This window comes from Streptococcus sp., from assembly GCF_030528045.1.
Lineage (GTDB): Bacteria > Bacillota > Bacilli > Lactobacillales > Streptococcaceae > Streptococcus.
Genome location: NZ_JAUMZR010000043.1, coordinates 1 through 16,582 on the forward strand (window position 1 = coordinate 1; position 16,582 = coordinate 16,582).

Consider the following 16,582-nt stretch of genomic DNA (forward strand, 5'->3'; position numbering starts at 1 on the left):
AAGCTCCATAATTTCCATAGTGGTTTTTACCCACTACAGATATTATAGAGCCAGATTTTTCAAGAGTTTTTGCTTTAAATGTGAGCTATTAAATCGTAAACTAACAGAATCGATTAGGTTAGAATTTGACAGAAGTTCTTATTTTTCTTATAATGCAGATGGAAAGGTGGTAGGATGAAAAAATTATTAATTTTAGGTACTGTAGTTACTGCTAGTGTTTTTCTAGCTTCATGCTCCAATAATTCGCAAACAGCAACCGAAGGAAGTTCGTCTGCAGTTGTTAGTTCTTCTAGCAGTCAGGAAACGAGCAGCTCTAGCTCTGCTGTTTCTGAAGCGAAAAAGGAAGAGACGCAAATCATCGGTTCGAATGAATATGGATTTGTCAAGGTACCCAAATCATGGGTTCGATTCCATGAAGTAGAAGGTGGAAATGATATACAGTATAGTGATGGAACAGATATCAATATTGTTACGCTGAATACCTTCAAGGCTGATCAGTTCAATATCAGCGAAGAAGAATATGCTAAACTGGATGTTGTGACTGTCTCATCTAGTATTTTAACTTCCAAAGAACAAAGCTCTGATTTCAGTAAGGTCTGGGGTTCCAAATCGACCATTGGAGGTTATGAAGCCTATGTTGTCAATGCAATTGCTAAGTCAGGGAAATACCTCATTACCTGGGTTTTCCGATCAAATGATGGTAAAATCCGCTATGTTTCACTCGAAGGGGATGGGGAAACTTTAAAAACAATCTTACCGATGGTTGAAAGTAGCTGGTCAACTACTAAATCTGAACAAATGAAAAAAAGAAGATCCTTGGTCTTCTTTTTATTTTTTTTACGAATAGATAGATGAGTAGAAAAAGAAATGGAGTTGTATATGAAGATCACAAACTATGAGATTTACAAATTGAGAAAAGCTGGGCTGAGCAATCAACAAATTTTAACTGTTCTTGAATATGACGAGACTGTAGATCAGGAGCTCTTGCTAGGTGATATTGCAGAATTTTCAGGATGTCGCAATCCTGCAGTTTTTATGGAACGCTATTTCCAGATAGATGATACACAGTTGGAGAAAGAGTTCCAAAAATTTCCATCAATCTCGATTCTTGATGACTGTTATCCTTGGGATTTGAGTGAGATTTATGATGCTCCAGCACTCTTATTTTATAAAGGAAATTTGGACTTGTTGAAATTTCCAAAGGTTGCTGTTGTAGGGAGCCGTTCATGTTCTAGTCAGGGAGCAAAGTCGGTTCAGAGAGTCATTCAAGGTTTGGAAAACGAGTTAATCGTGGTCAGTGGTTTAGCCAAAGGGATTGATACGGCTGCCCATATGGCTGCACTCCAGAATGGAGGAAGAACAATTGCAGTGATTGGAACAGGATTGGATGTTTTCTATCCCCGCGCTAATAAACGTTTGCAGGAACACATTGGCAATCACCATTTGGTACTTAGCGAATACGGACCAGGTGAGGAACCCTTGAAATTTCACTTTCCAGCTCGTAATCGAATCATAGCAGGACTGTGCCGTGGTGTGATTGTAGCAGAGGCAAGGATGCGTTCTGGTAGTCTCATCACCTGTGAGCGAGCTATGGAGGAAGGGCGTGATGTTTTTGCTATTCCAGGAAACATTTTAGATGGCCATTCAGATGGCTGTCACCACCTGATCCAAGAGGGAGCAAAGCTGATTTCCAGTGGTCAAGATGTGCTGGCTGAGTTTGAATTTTAAGGAGAAATTTGTTCACTCAGATAAACTTTTCTTCTATATATAGGACTTAGGTCTTGACAGCTATAGAAAAATGGTTTACACTTTATAAAGTTTATTACTTTGAAAAGGTGTGATAGTGTGGCTACGGCAACAAAGAAGAAAAAATCAACAGTTAAAAAAAATCTAGTCATCGTGGAGTCGCCTGCTAAAGCGAAAACGATTGAGAAATATCTAGGCAGAAATTACAAAGTTTTAGCCAGTGTCGGGCATATCCGTGATTTGAAGAAATCCAGTATGTCAGTCGATATTGAAAATAACTATGAACCGCAGTATATCAATATCCGAGGCAAAGGCCCTCTCATCAATGATCTGAAAAAAGAAGCAAAAAAGGCCAATAAAGTCTTTCTGGCGAGTGACCCGGACCGTGAAGGAGAAGCGATTTCCTGGCATTTGGCTCACATTCTCAACTTGGATGAGAATGATGCCAACCGTGTAGTCTTTAATGAAATCACCAAAGACGCAGTAAAAAATGCCTTTAAAGAACCTCGCAAGATTGATATGGACTTGGTCGATGCCCAACAAGCTCGTCGTGTCTTAGACCGCTTGGTAGGGTATTCGATTTCGCCAATTTTATGGAAAAAGGTCAAGAAGGGCTTATCAGCAGGGCGCGTGCAGTCTGTTGCCCTTAAGCTCATCATTGACCGTGAAAATGAAATCAATGCCTTCCAACCGGAAGAATACTGGACAATTGATGGTGTCTTTAAGAAGGGAACCAAACAATTTCAGGCTTCTTTCTATGGTATGAATGGCAAAAAAATGAAATTGACCACCAATGAAGAAGTCAAAGAAGTCTTGTCCCATTTGACTAGCAAAGATTTCACAGTAGATCAGGTGGATAAGAAAGAACGCAAACGAAATGCGCCCCTACCTTATACGACTTCAACCATGCAGATGGATGCGGCTAACAAAATTAATTTCCGTACTCGAAAGACTATGATGGTAGCCCAACAGCTCTACGAAGGGATCAATATCGGATCAGGCGTGCAAGGTTTGATTACCTATATGCGTACAGACTCGACTCGTATTAGTCCAGTAGCTCAGAATGAAGCGGCAAGCTACATTAACGACCGTTTTGGTAGCAAGTATTCCAAGCATGGTAGCAAGGTCAAGAATGCCTCAGGTGCTCAGGATGCTCACGAAGCCATTCGTCCATCTAGTGTCTTTAACACACCTGAAAGCATTGCTAAGTACTTGGACAAAGACCAGCTCAAGCTCTATACCCTTATCTGGAACCGTTTTGTGGCTAGCCAGATGACAGGCGCTATCTTTGATACCATGGCTGTCAAGCTCTCTCAAAATGGGGTTCAGTTTGCGGCAAATGGAAGCCAAGTTAAGTTTGATGGTTATCTTGCTATCTACAATGACTCAGATAAGAACAAGATGTTGCCAGATATGGCTGTTGGAGATGTGGTCAAGCAGGTCAATAGCAAGCCAGAACAACATTTCACTCAACCGCCAGCTCGCTATTCGGAAGCGACTCTTATCAAGACCTTGGAAGAAAATGGAGTTGGACGTCCGTCAACCTACGCTCCGACTATTGAAACCATCCAAAAACGTTACTACGTTCGTCTGGCAGCTAAACGTTTTGAACCGACAGAACTGGGAGAAATTGTCAATAAACTCATCGTTGAATACTTCCCAGATATCGTAAACGTGACCTTCACAGCTGAGATGGAAGGAAAACTGGATGATGTCGAAGTTGGTAAAGAGCAGTGGCAACGGGTCATTGATGAATTTTATAAACCATTCTCTAAAGAAGTAGCCAAGGCTGAATCCGAAATGGAAAAAATCCAGATCAAGGATGAGCCAGCTGGATTTGACTGTGAAGTTTGTGGCAGTCCGATGGTGATTAAGCTCGGTCGTTTTGGTAAATTCTATGCTTGCAGTAATTTCCCAGACTGCCGTCACACACAAGCGATTGTCAAAGAGATTGGAGTCGAGTGTCCAAGCTGTCATCAAGGACAAATCATCGAACGCAAAACCAAGCGCAATCGTATCTTCTATGGTTGCAATCGTTACCCAGAATGTGAGTTTACTTCCTGGGACAAACCAATTGGCCGTGACTGTCCAAAATGCGGACACTTCCTTGTGGAGAAAAAAGTCCGTGGTGGTGGTAAGCAGGTTGTATGTAGTAATGGCGACTACAAAGAAGAGAAAATTAAATAAAATGCAGAGTCCTGAAAATGAATTTCAGGCTCTTTTTACTTGAAGCTTGACAAATTTCCTCCTTGTGTGCGAAACTAGAGGAAGAGTAATTTATCTAGGAGAAATCATGCGTATCATTTATCTTTGTATTGGCTTTATTTCGCTGGCTTTAGCTGTTATTGGAGTTGTCCTACCGCTTTTGCCAACAACACCCTTTCTTTTGTTAGCTATCGCTTGCTTTTCAAAATCTTCTAAGCGTTTTGAAGACTGGCTTTATCATACAAAGCTCTATCAGACTTATGTAGCGGACTTTCGGGAAACCAAGTCAATCGCGCGTGAACGAAAGAAAAAAATCATTGTATCTATCTATATCTTGATGGGAATTTCTATTTATTTTGCCCCTCTTTTGCCAGTCAAAATCGGTCTGGGAGCCTTGACTGTCTTTATCACCTACTATCTCTTTAAAGTCATTCCTGACAAAGAATAGATAAAAATAGTAGTTATTTGCCTTGATAAAAATGAAAGTATATTTAAAATAATATGATATAATAAATTCAAAGAAAACATCAAGGAGAATCAAATGATTTACGAATTTTGTGCTGAAAATGTGACCTTGCTTGAAAAAGCGATGCAGGCTGGAGCTCGTCGAATCGAACTTTGTGACAATCTAGCAGTAGGAGGAACAACACCTAGTTATGGAGTGACCAAGGCAGCGGTTGAACTGGCAGCTAACTACGACACCATCATCATGACTATGATTCGTCCCCGTGGTGGCGACTTTGTCTATACTGATCTTGAAATAGCAATCATGCTAGAAGACATTCGTTTGACCACTCAGGCTGGAAGTCAAGGAGTCGTTTTTGGGGCATTAACTGCTGATAAGAAGTTGGATAAGACTAATCTTGATAAGCTGATTGCCGCATCTAAAGGAATGGAAATTGTCTTTCACATGGCCTTTGATGAATTAAGTGACGAGGACCAGTTGGAAGCCATTGATTGGCTTAGTCAAGCTGGAGTCACTCGTATCTTAACTCGTGCTGGTGTGTCTGGAGACTCGCTAGAGAAACGTTTCGCTCATTATCACAGAATTTTGGAACATGCTAAAGGTAAAATTGAAATTCTACCAGGTGGGGGGATTGACTTGGACAACCGTCAAACCTTTATCGAACAGTTGGGCGTGACACAATTGCATGGAACTAAGGTTGTCTTTTAAAAAATAGAAAGGGACTGCTAGCTTTTGGTAGCAGTTTTCACTTATGTTTGAAATTTTTAAATCCTATCAGTTTAATAAAGAAAAAGCTCATGCCTATGGTTTTGTAGAAAATGGGGAAGTCTGGACCTATAGTTGCCAGATTTTGCAGGGTGAATTTTTCATGACAGTCTCCATCACTCCTGATAATGTGAGTTTTCTTGTCTTTGACCAGGAAACGGGAGATCTCTATCCTCAAGTCCATATGGAAAGTATGACAGGAAGCTTTGTTGCAAGTGTCCGTGAGGCTTGTTTGGAGATTCTCTACCAGATTCGGAAGGCTTGCTTTGATGTGCAGGATTTTATCTGTCCTCAGACTAAGCGTATCATGGCTCAAGTTCAGGAAAAGTATGGTAATCAGTTGGAGTATCTGTGGGAAAAGTCTCCTGATACAGCTGTATTGCGCCATGAAGGTAATCAAAAATGGTATGCTGTTTTGATGAGAATCCCATGGGATAAGCTGGAAAAGGGGAGAGAAGGACTGGTCGAAGCAGCCAATATCAAACACGACCAAGTAGCTGATTTGCTTTCAAAAAGGGGAATTTATCCAGCTTTTCATATGAACAAACGCTACTGGCTTAGTCTGGCACTTGATGATAGTTTGCAAGATGAAGAAGTGATAGAACTCATCGAAAAAAGTTGGAACTTGACTATGAAAAAATAAGGAAAGTTACTTTAGTTTTCAAATACTTTCAATTAGCAAAATATTCTTTACTGAAGAAATTTTCAGAAAATAATGGATTTTTTCTTGACAAGTTTTTTTAGCTATGCTAAAATACTAAACAAGATATCAAACGAAGGAGAAAGTCAAACATGAAAACAGCTAAGTTTAATCAATTTGCTTTGTTGTTGAGGTACTCGGGCTAGTGCAAAAGCATTAGTCCTGTTTGGCTTACCAAGCGGGAGTAAATCAACATCTCGCTTGGGCTTCTGAGCGAGATGTTTTTTTAAAACCATATTTGGAAAAGGGGAAATCTTATGCGTACAGTTGAATTTTTTGATACAAGCCTTCGTGATGGGGAACAAACACCTGGTGTTAACTTCTCAATAAAGGAAAAAGTTTCCATTGCAAGACAGCTGGAGAAATGGGGAATTTCTGTAATTGAAGCTGGTTTTCCGGCTGCTAGTCCAGATTCATTTATAGCTGTTCAAGAAATTGCTAAAGTCATGAAAAAAACAGCAGTGACAGGATTAGCTCGTTCTGTAAAATCTGATATTGATGCTTGTTATGAGGCTCTTAAGGATGCCAAGTATCCTCAAATTAATGTCTTTATCGCTACCAGTCCGATTCACCGCAAGTATAAGCTCAATAAAAGCAAGGAAGAGATTTTAGAAGCTATCAAGGAACATGTTTCTTATGCTCGTTCTAAGTTTGAAATCGTCGAATTCTCTCCTGAAGATGCGACTAGAACAGAGTTGGATTTCCTCTTACAAGTCGTTCAAACAGCGGTCGAAGCAGGTGCATCATATATCAATATCCCTGACACAGTTGGCTTTACGACTCCAGAAGAGTTTGCACGTATCTTTGATCACTTGACTGAAAATATTAAATCAGATCATAAAGTTGTCTTTGGTGTCCACTGTCACGATGATCTCGGTATGGCAACTGCAAATACTTTGACAGCAATTAAACATGGTGCTGGACGTGTCCAGGGAACTATTAATGGTATTGGTGAACGCGCAGGTAATGTTGCTCTTGAAGAAGTAGCTGTTGCTTTGAAGATTCGTGAGGATTTCTTCCAAGCAACTAGTGATATTGTTTTGGATGAAACAATGAATACGTCTGAAATGGTTTCTCGCTTCTCTGGTATTCCGGTTCCTAAAAACAAGGCCGTCGTTGGTGGCAATGCCTTCTCTCATGAATCGGGCATTCACCAAGATGGAGTTCTTAAAAATCCTCTCACTTATGAGATCATCACACCTGAATTGGTCGGTGTTAAGAGTAATAGTCTTCCACTTGGAAAATTGTCTGGTCGCCATGCCTTTGTTGAGAAACTAAGAGAATTGGCTCTAGACTTTACAGAAGAGGATATCAAACCACTCTTCGCTAAGTTCAAGGCACTGGCAGATAAGAAACAAGAAATCACAGATGCAGATATTCGAGCTCTGGTAGCTGGAACCATGGTTGAAAATCCAGAAGGCTTCCACTTTGATGATTTACAACTTCAAACCCATGCAGACAATGAAATTGAAGCGCTCGTTAGCCTAGCCAATATGGATGGTGAGAAAGTCGAATTCAATGCGACAGGGCAAGGTTCCGTTGAAGCAATCTTTAACGCTATCGATAAGTTCTTTAACCAATCTGTCCGCTTGGTGTCTTATACTATTGACGCGGTAACAGATGGAATCGATGCCCAAGCTCGGGTTTTGGTCACTGTTGAAAACAGAGATACAGAAACCATCTTTAACGCAGCAGGTCTTGATTTCGATGTATTGAAGGCTTCGGCTATTGCTTATATCAATGCCAATACCTTTGTTCAAAAAGAGAATACTGGTGAAATGGGGCGCAGCGTTTCCTACCGAGACATGCCTAGTGTGTAAAGGAGAAGGCTATGACAAAGAAAATAGTAGCACTAGCAGGGGATGGAATCGGTCCAGAAATCATAGAAGCTGGTTTAGAGGTTCTGGAATCTCTAGCTTCAAAAACAGGTTTTGACTATGAGATAGACAGACGCCCCTTTGGAGGTGCAGGTATTGATGCTGTGGGGCATCCCTTACCTGATGAAACCCTCAAGTCATGTAGAGAAGCAGATGCGATTCTCCTAGCGGCTATCGGTAGTCCTCAGTATGATGGGGCAGCGATTCGTCCTGAACAAGGCTTGCTGGCTCTTCGTAAGGAACTCAATCTCTATGCCAATATTAGGCCTGTTAAGATTTTTGACAGTCTCAAGCATTTATCACCTCTCAAACCGGAACGAATTGCTGGTGTAGACTTTATCGTGGTGCGTGAGTTGACAGGTGGGATTTACTTTGGGGATCATATCCTTGAAGAGCGCAAAGCGCTTGATATCAACTACTACAGCTACGAAGAAGTAGAGCGGATTATTCGCAAGGCATTTGAAATTGCAAGAAATCGGAGAAAAATCGTTACTAGTATCGATAAGCAAAATGTTCTAGCGACTTCAAAACTCTGGCGGAGAGTAGCTGAGGAAGTCGCTCAGGATTTCCCAGATGTAACCTTGGAACACCAGTTGGTGGACTCAGCTGCTATGCTTATGATTACCAATCCTGACAAGTTTGATGTCATCGTGACAGAGAATCTTTTCGGAGATATCTTATCTGATGAATCAAGCGTTCTATCAGGCACACTTGGTGTCATGCCATCAGCCAGTCATTCTGAAAAGGGGACAAGTCTTTATGAGCCCATTCATGGTTCAGCACCTGATATTGCAGATCAAGGAATTGCCAATCCTATCTCCATGATTTTATCTGTTGCTATGATGTTGAGAGACAGTTTTGGACGTTATGAGGATGCAGAGCGTATCGAGCGTGCTGTTGAAGCTAGTTTAGCGGCTGGCATTTTAACAAGAGATATAGGAGGACAGGCTTCAACCAAGGAAATGACAGAAGCCATCATTGAAAGATTATGAAGATAAATGAAGGAATTACGCTTGCCATCTTGATTTGGAATTTGCTGATTTTCTTGATTTATGGCATTGACAAATCCAAGGCAAGAAGAGGTGCTTGGCGCGTCCCAGAGAAAATCTTACTCATTTTAGCCCTTACTTGTGGTGGTTTTGGTGCCTGGTTGGCAGGAATCACCTTTCACCACAAGACTAGAAAATGGTATTTTAAAACGCTTTGGTTTCTCGGGATGGTGACCACACTAGTAGCCTTATATTTTATTTGGAGGTAATGGATGGCAGGAAAATCGATTTTTGACAAATTATGGGACCGCCATGTCATCACAGGAGAAGAAGGGCAACCTCAACTCATGTACGTGGATCAGCACTATATTCATGAAGTGACCAGTCCCCAAGCTTTTCAAGGATTACGAGATGTAGGCCGCAGATTGAGGCGGCCAGACTTGACATTTGGAACCTTTGACCACAATGTACCAACTGTCAATATCTACGATATTCGAGATGTCATTTCTAAAGCACAAATTGATAAGCTTGCTGAAAATGTTGAGGAGTTTGGGATTGAACATGCTGCCCATGGTTCTGAAAAGCAGGGAATCGTTCACATGGTAGGTCCAGAAACAGGACGGACGCAACCAGGAAAATTCATCGTCTGTGGAGATAGCCACACAGCTACTCACGGAGCTTTCGGAGCTATCGCTTTTGGGATTGGGACCAGTGAGGTTGAGCATGTCTTTGCTACCCAGACACTCTGGCAAGTTAAACCTAAGAAAATGCTTGTAGAATTCACTGGTATTCCTCAAAAAGGAGTTTACTCTAAGGATTACATTCTCGCCTTAATTGCCAAGTATGGCGTTGCTTGTGGTGTAGGATATGTGGTGGAATATCGTGGGCAAGCCATTGATGCACTGACCATGGAAGAGAGGATGACCATCTGCAATATGTCCATCGAGTTTGGTTCGAAGATGGGAATTATGAATCCAGACCAGACTACCTATGATTATCTCAAGGGACGGGAATGCGTTCCCGAAGCTTTCGAGGAGGCGATTGCTGACTGGAAGACGCTTGTCAGCGATGATGATGCTGTCTATGATAAGGTTATCCGGATGGATGTCTCAGACTTGGCTCCTATGGTGACCTGGGGAACCAATCCTGCTATGGGCGTCGACTTTGACAGTAGTTTTCCAGAAATAAAGGATATGAATGATGAACGAGCTTATCATTACATGAACTTGGAACCAGGTCAAAAGCCAGCAGACATTGAACTAGGATATATCTTTATTGGTTCATGTACTAATGCTCGTCTCAGTGACTTACAGCTGGCTGCGCGATTTGTTAAAGGGAAGAAAATTGCTCCCAACTTAACGGCAATTGTAGTTCCAGGCTCTCGTCCTGTCAAACGAGCTGCGGAGAAGTTGGGCTTGGATAAGGTATTCTTAGATGCTGGCTTTGAATGGAGAGACCCAGGTTGTTCTATGTGCCTAGGGATGAATCCCGACAAGGTCCCTGATGGGGTCCACTGTGCCTCAACTAGCAACCGCAATTTTGAAGACAGACAGGGATTTGGCGCTAAGACTCATCTCTGTAGTCCCGCCATGGCAGCGGCAGCAGCTATCGCAGGGCGTTTCGTAGATGTTCGGAAAATGCCAGAGGCCCAGTAAGGAGAGGATATGGAGAAATTTACAGTTTATACGGGAACGACCGTTCCTCTCATGAATGATAATATAGACACTGACCAAATCCTCCCCAAGCAGTTTCTCAAGTTAATTGATAAAAAAGGCTTTGGTAAGTATCTCATGTATGCTTGGCGTTATCTGGACGATAACTACACTGAGGATCCAGACTTTGTCTTTAACCGACCTGAATATCGTAAAGCCAGTATTCTCATCTCGGGGGATAACTTTGGGGCGGGGTCTTCGAGGGAACACGCAGCTTGGGCTCTAGCCGACTATGGTTTTAAGGTCGTGATTGCAGGATCTTTCGGGGACATTCATTACAATAATGAACTCAATAATGGCATGTTGCCTATTGTTCAGCCCAGAGAGGTTAGAGAGAAACTAGCCCAGCTCAAACCAACTGACCAGGTAACTGTGGACTTGGAACAACAAAAAATCATCTCACCAGTTGGAGAATTCACTTTTGAAATTGATAGCGAATGGAAACACAAGCTCTTAAATGGTTTGGATGATATCGGAATTACTTTGCAGTATGAAGACTTGATTGCTGCCTATGAAAAACAACGACCGGCCTACTGGCAGGATTAGAAAAATAGAAAAGGAAATATAGAACTATGACAAAACACATTCAATGGAACGGAACACTTTCTCAAGAAGGCTATGACATTTTAAAAGGTGATGGCGGATGTATCGTTTGCCCCACAAAAGTTGGTTACATTGTCATGACGAGCGATAAGGCAGGTCTTGAGCGTAAGTTTGAGGCTAAAGAACGTAATCGTAACAAGCCAGGTGTTGTACTTTGTGGTAGCATGGACGAGCTACGCGCTTTAGCACAACTCAACCCAGAAATTGAAGCCTTCTACCAAAAACATTGGGACGAAAACATTCTCCTTGGTTGTATCCTTCCTTGGAAACCAGAAGCTTTTGAAAAACTCAAAGCATACGGTGATGGCCGTGAAGAACTTATGACTGACGTTCGTGGTACTAGCTGTTTTGTCATCAAATTTGGTAAAGCTGGTGAACAGTTGGCTGCTAAACTTTGGGAAGAAGGCAAGATGGTCTACGCCTCATCAGCCAACCCATCTGGAAAAGGAAACCGTGGTAAGGTAGAAGGAATAGGAGAACGTATCGAAGGAGCAGTGGACCTTGTCATCGAAGCAGACGAGTATGTGGCATCCATCCAACCGGACAAAACAATCGAAACTCGCTACGAGCAAGGTGTGATGGTTTCTATGGTCGATAAAGATGGTAAACTCATTCCAGAACAAGGAGGAGCACGTTCAACCTCACCAGCTCCAGTTGTTATCCGCAAAGGGCTTGACATTGATAAAATCATGATGCATTTGTCAGATACCTTTAACTCATGGGACTACCGTCAGGGTGAGTATTACTAAGATAAAAAAGAGTCTAGTGTTAAGAGGGAATAGAACCTTCTACTCTAGGCTTTTTCTTTAGAAATTCTTTTCATTTCCCATAGGATATGATATTCTATATATGAAATATATAGTTTTTTATTCGAACATTATTATAAAAGGAGTAAGATTGATGGATAAAAGAAAGCTTGGCTTGGAAGATTTTTATGCTTGGTACCAAGAAAATAAAATAAGATTAAGAGAAGATGCATTTAAATATAGTATTCACAATGAACAATTACGTAAAGAATTTCTTAAAGAATGGCCACTTGATAGAATTTTAACCATGTCTATTGATGAATATGTCATTGGGAAAGGTGCTAAAAGTAATTCTTTTTGCTATGCTCTTGAGACAGGAAAGTACCAATCATTATTTATGGGGATTGGTGGAGGAGGTTCTTCAAAATTTGGTATTTATTGGAATGAGGATACCAAAAACTATAAGAATCAAGCTAATAAAATCATTCCAGAATCAGAACTAGAAGACCGATTTAACAAATTAAAATCGGTTTCGTATGAGATCATCCAAGCTGGAAGAATGTTGGATTTCAATAATCCTATCTTTGACATGAAAAAGTCAAAGAATGAATTTATTAGGCGTTCTGCAGTGGTAACAAAACTACTTTGTATTTATTCTGAGAATCCTTCTTTTTTAGGAGTAAATATGAATAGTCAGAATGAATTTTGGAATAGGTTGATTCCCCAAAGCAATCAAGGAGGGCCCTATCGTCAGAATCATGAGATTTGTAAACTGTTTTCTAAAACATATCCTGAACTAGAATCTTCAATGTTGGGAAGTATTTTATTTGAGTATTCAAAAGATATTATAGACAGTGATGATAAGCAAGGAGAGAAAGAAATGTCTGAACAAAATAATATTCATCATCCTTTGAGTAATATCTTGTTACAATCCAAAAACCTCATCCTCCGTGGTGCACCTGGTACAGGAAAAACTTATCTTGCTAAAGAAATTGCTAAAGAATTAACGGGTGGCAACGAAGACCAAATCGGATTTGTACAATTTCATCCATCCTATGATTATACTGATTTTGTAGAGGGGTTGAGACCTGTATCAAATGGTGATGGAGCTATCGAGTTTAAGCTAGAAGATGGTATTTTTAAGAAGTTTTGCCAGAAGGCTAAAGAAGCTCAGAAAACTGGAGGCCAAGATAATTTTGAGGAAGCGTGGGATCTTTATCTTGAATATGTAAATAGCAGAGATGAAAAAGAATATTTGACAGAATTTTCCTATCTCACAGTAAATAGTTTCATAATTTTAATATCAATTATGAAACTAAAGCCCAAGGAACTTGCTTAACAAAATCTTATGTTTATGAACTCTATAAAGATGAAAAATATCTGAAACAGCCTTATTATCGTAATCAAGGAAAAAAAGTCCTAGAAACTTTAAAGAAAAGATTTGGTCTGAAAGATTATATTTCTCCAACAGAGATTGACACAGACAAGAAATTCGTCTTCATCATCGATGAAATCAATCGTGGTGAGATTTCTAAGATTTTTGGGGAACTCTTTTTCTCTATCGATCCTGGTTATCGTGGTGAAAAGGGGAGTGTTTCCACCCAGTATGCTAATTTACATGAGACGGATGACAAGTTTTATATTCCTGAGAATGTCTACATCATTGGAACTATGAATGATATTGACCGATCAGTGGATACCTTTGATTTTGCTATGCGTCGTCGTTTCCGTTTTGTTGAAGTTACTGCTGAAAGCCAAGTTGCTATGTTGGATAAAGAACTAGATATCCATGCAGAAGAAGCAAAACTTCGTCTAAGAAATTTGAATGTTGCTATCGAAAACGTTCAGGAATTAAACAGCCATTATCATATTGGACCAAGTTATTTCCTTAAGTTGCAGGATGTAGATTTTGACTATGAGTTACTCTGGTCTGATTACCTCAAACCTCTATTGGAAGATTACTTACGTGGTTCTTATGAGGAGGCCGAAACTCTGGATACATTGAAAAAAGCATTTGATCTGACAAATAAAGAGCAAACAGTTCAGCAAGATACTGGTGATGATAATGCGGATAACTGATAATCATTATAAAATTGCTAGAGAAGATTTTGTCGCAGAATTTCCCAAACTAAGTCAAGCCCCTCTTGATAGAACACTGGATAACCTTTCTATAGAGGACAGTATCTTTATTTTCCCAAATGATTTAAAGAATTCTTCTGACTTAGAAAGGGATCAAAAAATCTTTGAAACGTTCAATCAGGAAATTAAGACTGGGAATGTGATTGGTTTTCTTGGATATGGTCAGGAAAGATTAACGATTGCCTCTCGTTTTTCTGATGAAAGTAATGACCATTTTTTGCATTATCTTTTACAAAAGGTTCTCAATATCAATCTGACTAGTTTGGATGTCGGTTTATCTCCTGAAGATAAACTCTATCAACTCTTGGTTTACCTCTTTCCCAAGTATTTACAAGCTGCTCTCAGAAAAGGTCTTTATAAGGAATACCAGAGATTTTCTCATAACGACAGTCATGTAAAGGGAGTGATAGATGTAGGAAATCATCTTAAGAGAAATGTTCCTTTTATGGGAAATGTTGCCTACACAACGAGAGAGTTCACCTATGATAATCCACTCATGCAATTGATTCGGCATACGATTGAGTACATAAAGATTCAAAAAAGTTTTGGAGCACTACTCGATAGTAATCGTGAAAATATGGCAGAAATCGTGCGAGTAACCCCATCTTATAAACTCTCTGATCGTGCCAAGATTATCAGAATGAATAAAATCAAACCCATCCGACACGCCTACTTCAGAGAGTACAGAAAGTTGCAAGAGCTTTGCCTGATGATCCTAAATAGAGAGAAGCATGGGTTAGGATATCAAGAGCAAAAGATCCATGGTATTCTTTTTGATGTTTCCTGGCTTTGGGAAGAGTATGTTTATACCTTGTTGCCAAAAGATTTCATCCATCCACGAAATAAGGATAAGACGGACGGTATTTCAGTATTTTCTAATCGTGAAAGAAAAGTATTTCCAGATTTTTATCATAAAGAGTTAAAAATAGTTCTAGATGCAAAATATAAAAAACTGGAGTTTACTGAAAAAGGGATCAATCGCGAGGACTTGTTCCAGTTGATTTCCTATTCTTATATTTTAGAAGCTGGGAAAACTTGGAAAGCAGGATTGATTTTTCCTAGTATGGACCGGTCAGTAAATAGTGAAATAGGAAAAGTAGCGGGGCACGGAGTCTTGCTTAAAAAGTGGTCTATCCATATTCCTCAGAATGCTCCATCTTATAATGAATTTTATGAAATGATGGAAAGCTCCGAAGCAATTTTTAAAAGAAATATTGATAAAGAAGTGGGGAGAAAATAATCTCTCCTCTTTCTCTTATCATTTACACAAGTAATTTCCGAACGATATAATTTGATTATTAAAAATATTTGACAAAAACTGTACTTTGGTTTATAATTAATCAAGGAAACGTCGGAAAAAGGCGTAGAGATGCGCAAGCATAGGTAGGTCATTACAAAAGAAACGAGACATCGATATGTTAAATGAATTTCCAATTTTTGATTACGAAGATATTCAGTTGATCCCAAATAAATGTGTCATTAAAAGCCGTGCAGAAGCAGACACGAGTGTCACACTTGGAAATCACACTTTCAAACTACCTGTTGTACCAGCCAATATGCAGACGATTTTGGATGAGAACGTAGCAGAGCAACTTGCTAAAGGCGGTTACTTTTACATTATGCATCGTTTTGATGAGGCTGGGCGCATTCCTTTTATCAAACGCATGCACGATCAAGGGCTCATTGCTTCCATTTCTGTCGGTGTCAAGGATTACGAGTATGACTTTGTTAGCCGACTCAAGGCTGATGCTCCTGAGTATATCACGATTGACATTGCTCATGGTCATGCGGATAGTGTGATTTCCATGATCCAACACATCAAGAAAGAATTACCAAATACTTTTGTCATTGCTGGCAACGTAGGAACACCAGAAGCTGTTCGTGAATTGGAAAATGCCGGTGCGGATGCAACAAAGGTTGGCATCGGTCCTGGTAAGGTTTGTATCACCAAAGTCAAGACTGGTTTTGGTACAGGTGGTTGGCAATTGGCTGCCCTACGTTGGTGTGCTAAGGCTGCGCGTAAACCGATCATTGCTGATGGTGGGATTCGTACTCATGGTGATATTGCCAAATCTATCCGTTTCGGTGCTAGCATGGTCATGATCGGTTCCCTATTTGCAGGACATATCGAAAGCCCAGGAAAGACAATCGAAGTTGATGGGGAACAGTTCAAAGAATACTATGGTTCAGCTTCTCAATATCAAAAAGGAGCCTATAAAAATGTGGAAGGTAAGCGCATCTTACTGCCTGCTAAAGGGCATTTGCAAGACACCCTTACTGAGATGGAGCAGGACTTGCAAAGTGCTATTTCCTACGCAGGTGGACGTAATGTTGCGGACCTCAAACACGTTGATTATGTTATCGTGAAAAACTCTATCTGGAACGGGGATGCTTCCCACTAATGGACGCTTAGTCTACCCATAAAAAACTTGTTATTAGAGCAAATTTCTGTTATAATAAGACAAGTTTCCACCCTTAGTGTAATGGATATCACGTAAGATTCCGGTTCTTGAGATGGGGGTTCGATTCCCTCAGGGTGGATGTAAATAGCCTAAGAAAGCCTTAAATAAGGCTTTTTCTTTAGGCTCTATGTCAACTGTAGTGGGTGACCTATAACTAAGCACGAGAGGAGAC

The 16,582-nt window shown here is 40.3% G+C and carries 14 protein-coding genes, 1 tRNA gene and 1 pseudogene; all 16 read left to right on the forward strand.

Annotated features, from left to right (window positions below):
• Positions 1-174 precede the first annotated feature (174 nt).
• Positions 175-855 carry a hypothetical protein gene (locus Q4A91_RS08010; RefSeq protein WP_303212552.1) on the forward strand — a complete coding sequence of 227 codons (681 nt, stop codon included), beginning with the start codon at positions 175-177 and terminating at the stop codon, positions 853-855.
• Between the two features lie 24 nt (positions 856-879).
• A complete protein-coding gene (gene dprA, locus Q4A91_RS08015; RefSeq protein ID WP_303212553.1) occupies positions 880-1,728 on the forward strand; it encodes a DNA-processing protein DprA in 849 nt (282 codons plus the stop codon).
• Between the two features lie 117 nt (positions 1,729-1,845).
• Entirely contained in the window at positions 1,846-3,933 is a 2,088-nt protein-coding gene (gene topA / locus Q4A91_RS08020) for a type I DNA topoisomerase (RefSeq protein ID WP_303212554.1), read from the forward strand.
• 106 nt (positions 3,934-4,039) lie between these two features.
• Complete coding sequence (locus Q4A91_RS08025; protein WP_001220351.1) at positions 4,040-4,399, forward strand: YbaN family protein; 360 nt, start codon at positions 4,040-4,042, stop codon at positions 4,397-4,399.
• 93 nt (positions 4,400-4,492) lie between these two features.
• Positions 4,493-5,125 carry a copper homeostasis protein CutC gene (locus tag Q4A91_RS08030; RefSeq protein ID WP_303212555.1) on the forward strand — a complete coding sequence of 211 codons (633 nt, stop codon included), beginning with the start codon at positions 4,493-4,495 and terminating at the stop codon, positions 5,123-5,125.
• A gap of 43 nt (positions 5,126-5,168) precedes the next feature.
• The gene (locus Q4A91_RS08035; protein ID WP_303212556.1) at positions 5,169-5,825 is read left to right on the forward strand and encodes an MmcQ/YjbR family DNA-binding protein; all 657 of its coding nucleotides are present in this window, start codon (positions 5,169-5,171) and stop codon (positions 5,823-5,825) included.
• A gap of 314 nt (positions 5,826-6,139) precedes the next feature.
• Positions 6,140-7,702, forward strand: coding sequence for a 2-isopropylmalate synthase (locus Q4A91_RS08040; protein ID WP_303212557.1), 1,563 nt, complete (start codon positions 6,140-6,142; stop codon positions 7,700-7,702).
• Positions 7,703-7,713: 11 nt separating this feature from the next.
• The gene (gene leuB, locus Q4A91_RS08045; protein ID WP_303212558.1) at positions 7,714-8,751 is read left to right on the forward strand and encodes a 3-isopropylmalate dehydrogenase; all 1,038 of its coding nucleotides are present in this window, start codon (positions 7,714-7,716) and stop codon (positions 8,749-8,751) included.
• Positions 8,748-9,017 carry a DUF1294 domain-containing protein gene (locus tag Q4A91_RS08050; protein WP_303212559.1) on the forward strand — a complete coding sequence of 90 codons (270 nt, stop codon included), beginning with the start codon at positions 8,748-8,750 and terminating at the stop codon, positions 9,015-9,017. The genes leuB and Q4A91_RS08050 overlap by 4 nt, the downstream gene beginning before the upstream one ends.
• A 3-nt stretch (positions 9,018-9,020) precedes the next feature.
• Positions 9,021-10,403, forward strand: a complete 1,383-nt coding sequence (gene leuC, locus Q4A91_RS08055; protein WP_303212560.1) for a 3-isopropylmalate dehydratase large subunit — start codon at positions 9,021-9,023, stop codon at positions 10,401-10,403.
• Between the two features lie 9 nt (positions 10,404-10,412).
• Positions 10,413-11,006, forward strand: a complete 594-nt coding sequence (gene leuD, locus Q4A91_RS08060) for a 3-isopropylmalate dehydratase small subunit (protein ID WP_000410640.1) — start codon at positions 10,413-10,415, stop codon at positions 11,004-11,006.
• 26 nt (positions 11,007-11,032) lie between these two features.
• Positions 11,033-11,812, forward strand: a complete 780-nt coding sequence (locus tag Q4A91_RS08065; RefSeq protein WP_303212561.1) for an L-threonylcarbamoyladenylate synthase — start codon at positions 11,033-11,035, stop codon at positions 11,810-11,812.
• A 151-nt stretch (positions 11,813-11,963) separates the two neighbouring features.
• A pseudogene (locus Q4A91_RS08070) lies at positions 11,964-13,888 on the forward strand (McrB family protein).
• Positions 13,875-15,188 carry an McrC family protein gene (locus tag Q4A91_RS08075; protein WP_303212562.1) on the forward strand — a complete coding sequence of 438 codons (1,314 nt, stop codon included), beginning with the start codon at positions 13,875-13,877 and terminating at the stop codon, positions 15,186-15,188. Before Q4A91_RS08070 ends, Q4A91_RS08075 begins: the two are co-directional and overlap by 14 nt.
• A gap of 175 nt (positions 15,189-15,363) precedes the next feature.
• A complete protein-coding gene (locus tag Q4A91_RS08080; RefSeq protein WP_303212563.1) occupies positions 15,364-16,350 on the forward strand; it encodes a GMP reductase in 987 nt (328 codons plus the stop codon).
• A 67-nt stretch (positions 16,351-16,417) separates the two neighbouring features.
• A tRNA-Arg gene (locus Q4A91_RS08085) sits at positions 16,418-16,489 on the forward strand.
• Positions 16,490-16,582: the final 93 nt, after the last annotated feature.

Excerpts from the sequence above, each read along its gene's own strand:
- Q4A91_RS08010 (WP_303212552.1), top strand. The coding sequence starts at position 175 with ATGAAAAAATTATTAATTTTAGGTACTGTAGTTACTGCTAGTGTTTTT.
- dprA (WP_303212553.1), top strand. The coding sequence starts at position 880 with ATGAAGATCACAAACTATGAGATTTACAAATTGAGAAAAGCTGGGCTG.
- Q4A91_RS08025 (WP_001220351.1), top strand. The coding sequence starts at position 4,040 with ATGCGTATCATTTATCTTTGTATTGGCTTTATTTCGCTGGCTTTAGCT.
- Q4A91_RS08030 (WP_303212555.1), top strand. The coding sequence starts at position 4,493 with ATGATTTACGAATTTTGTGCTGAAAATGTGACCTTGCTTGAAAAAGCG.
- Q4A91_RS08035 (WP_303212556.1), top strand. The coding sequence starts at position 5,169 with ATGTTTGAAATTTTTAAATCCTATCAGTTTAATAAAGAAAAAGCTCAT.
- Q4A91_RS08040 (WP_303212557.1), top strand. The coding sequence starts at position 6,140 with ATGCGTACAGTTGAATTTTTTGATACAAGCCTTCGTGATGGGGAACAA.
- leuB (WP_303212558.1), top strand. The coding sequence starts at position 7,714 with ATGACAAAGAAAATAGTAGCACTAGCAGGGGATGGAATCGGTCCAGAA.
- Q4A91_RS08050 (WP_303212559.1), top strand. The coding sequence starts at position 8,748 with ATGAAGATAAATGAAGGAATTACGCTTGCCATCTTGATTTGGAATTTG.
- leuC (WP_303212560.1), top strand. The coding sequence starts at position 9,021 with ATGGCAGGAAAATCGATTTTTGACAAATTATGGGACCGCCATGTCATC.
- leuD (WP_000410640.1), top strand. The coding sequence starts at position 10,413 with ATGGAGAAATTTACAGTTTATACGGGAACGACCGTTCCTCTCATGAAT.
- Q4A91_RS08065 (WP_303212561.1), top strand. The coding sequence starts at position 11,033 with ATGACAAAACACATTCAATGGAACGGAACACTTTCTCAAGAAGGCTAT.
- Q4A91_RS08075 (WP_303212562.1), top strand. The coding sequence starts at position 13,875 with ATGCGGATAACTGATAATCATTATAAAATTGCTAGAGAAGATTTTGTC.
- Q4A91_RS08080 (WP_303212563.1), top strand. The coding sequence starts at position 15,364 with ATGTTAAATGAATTTCCAATTTTTGATTACGAAGATATTCAGTTGATC.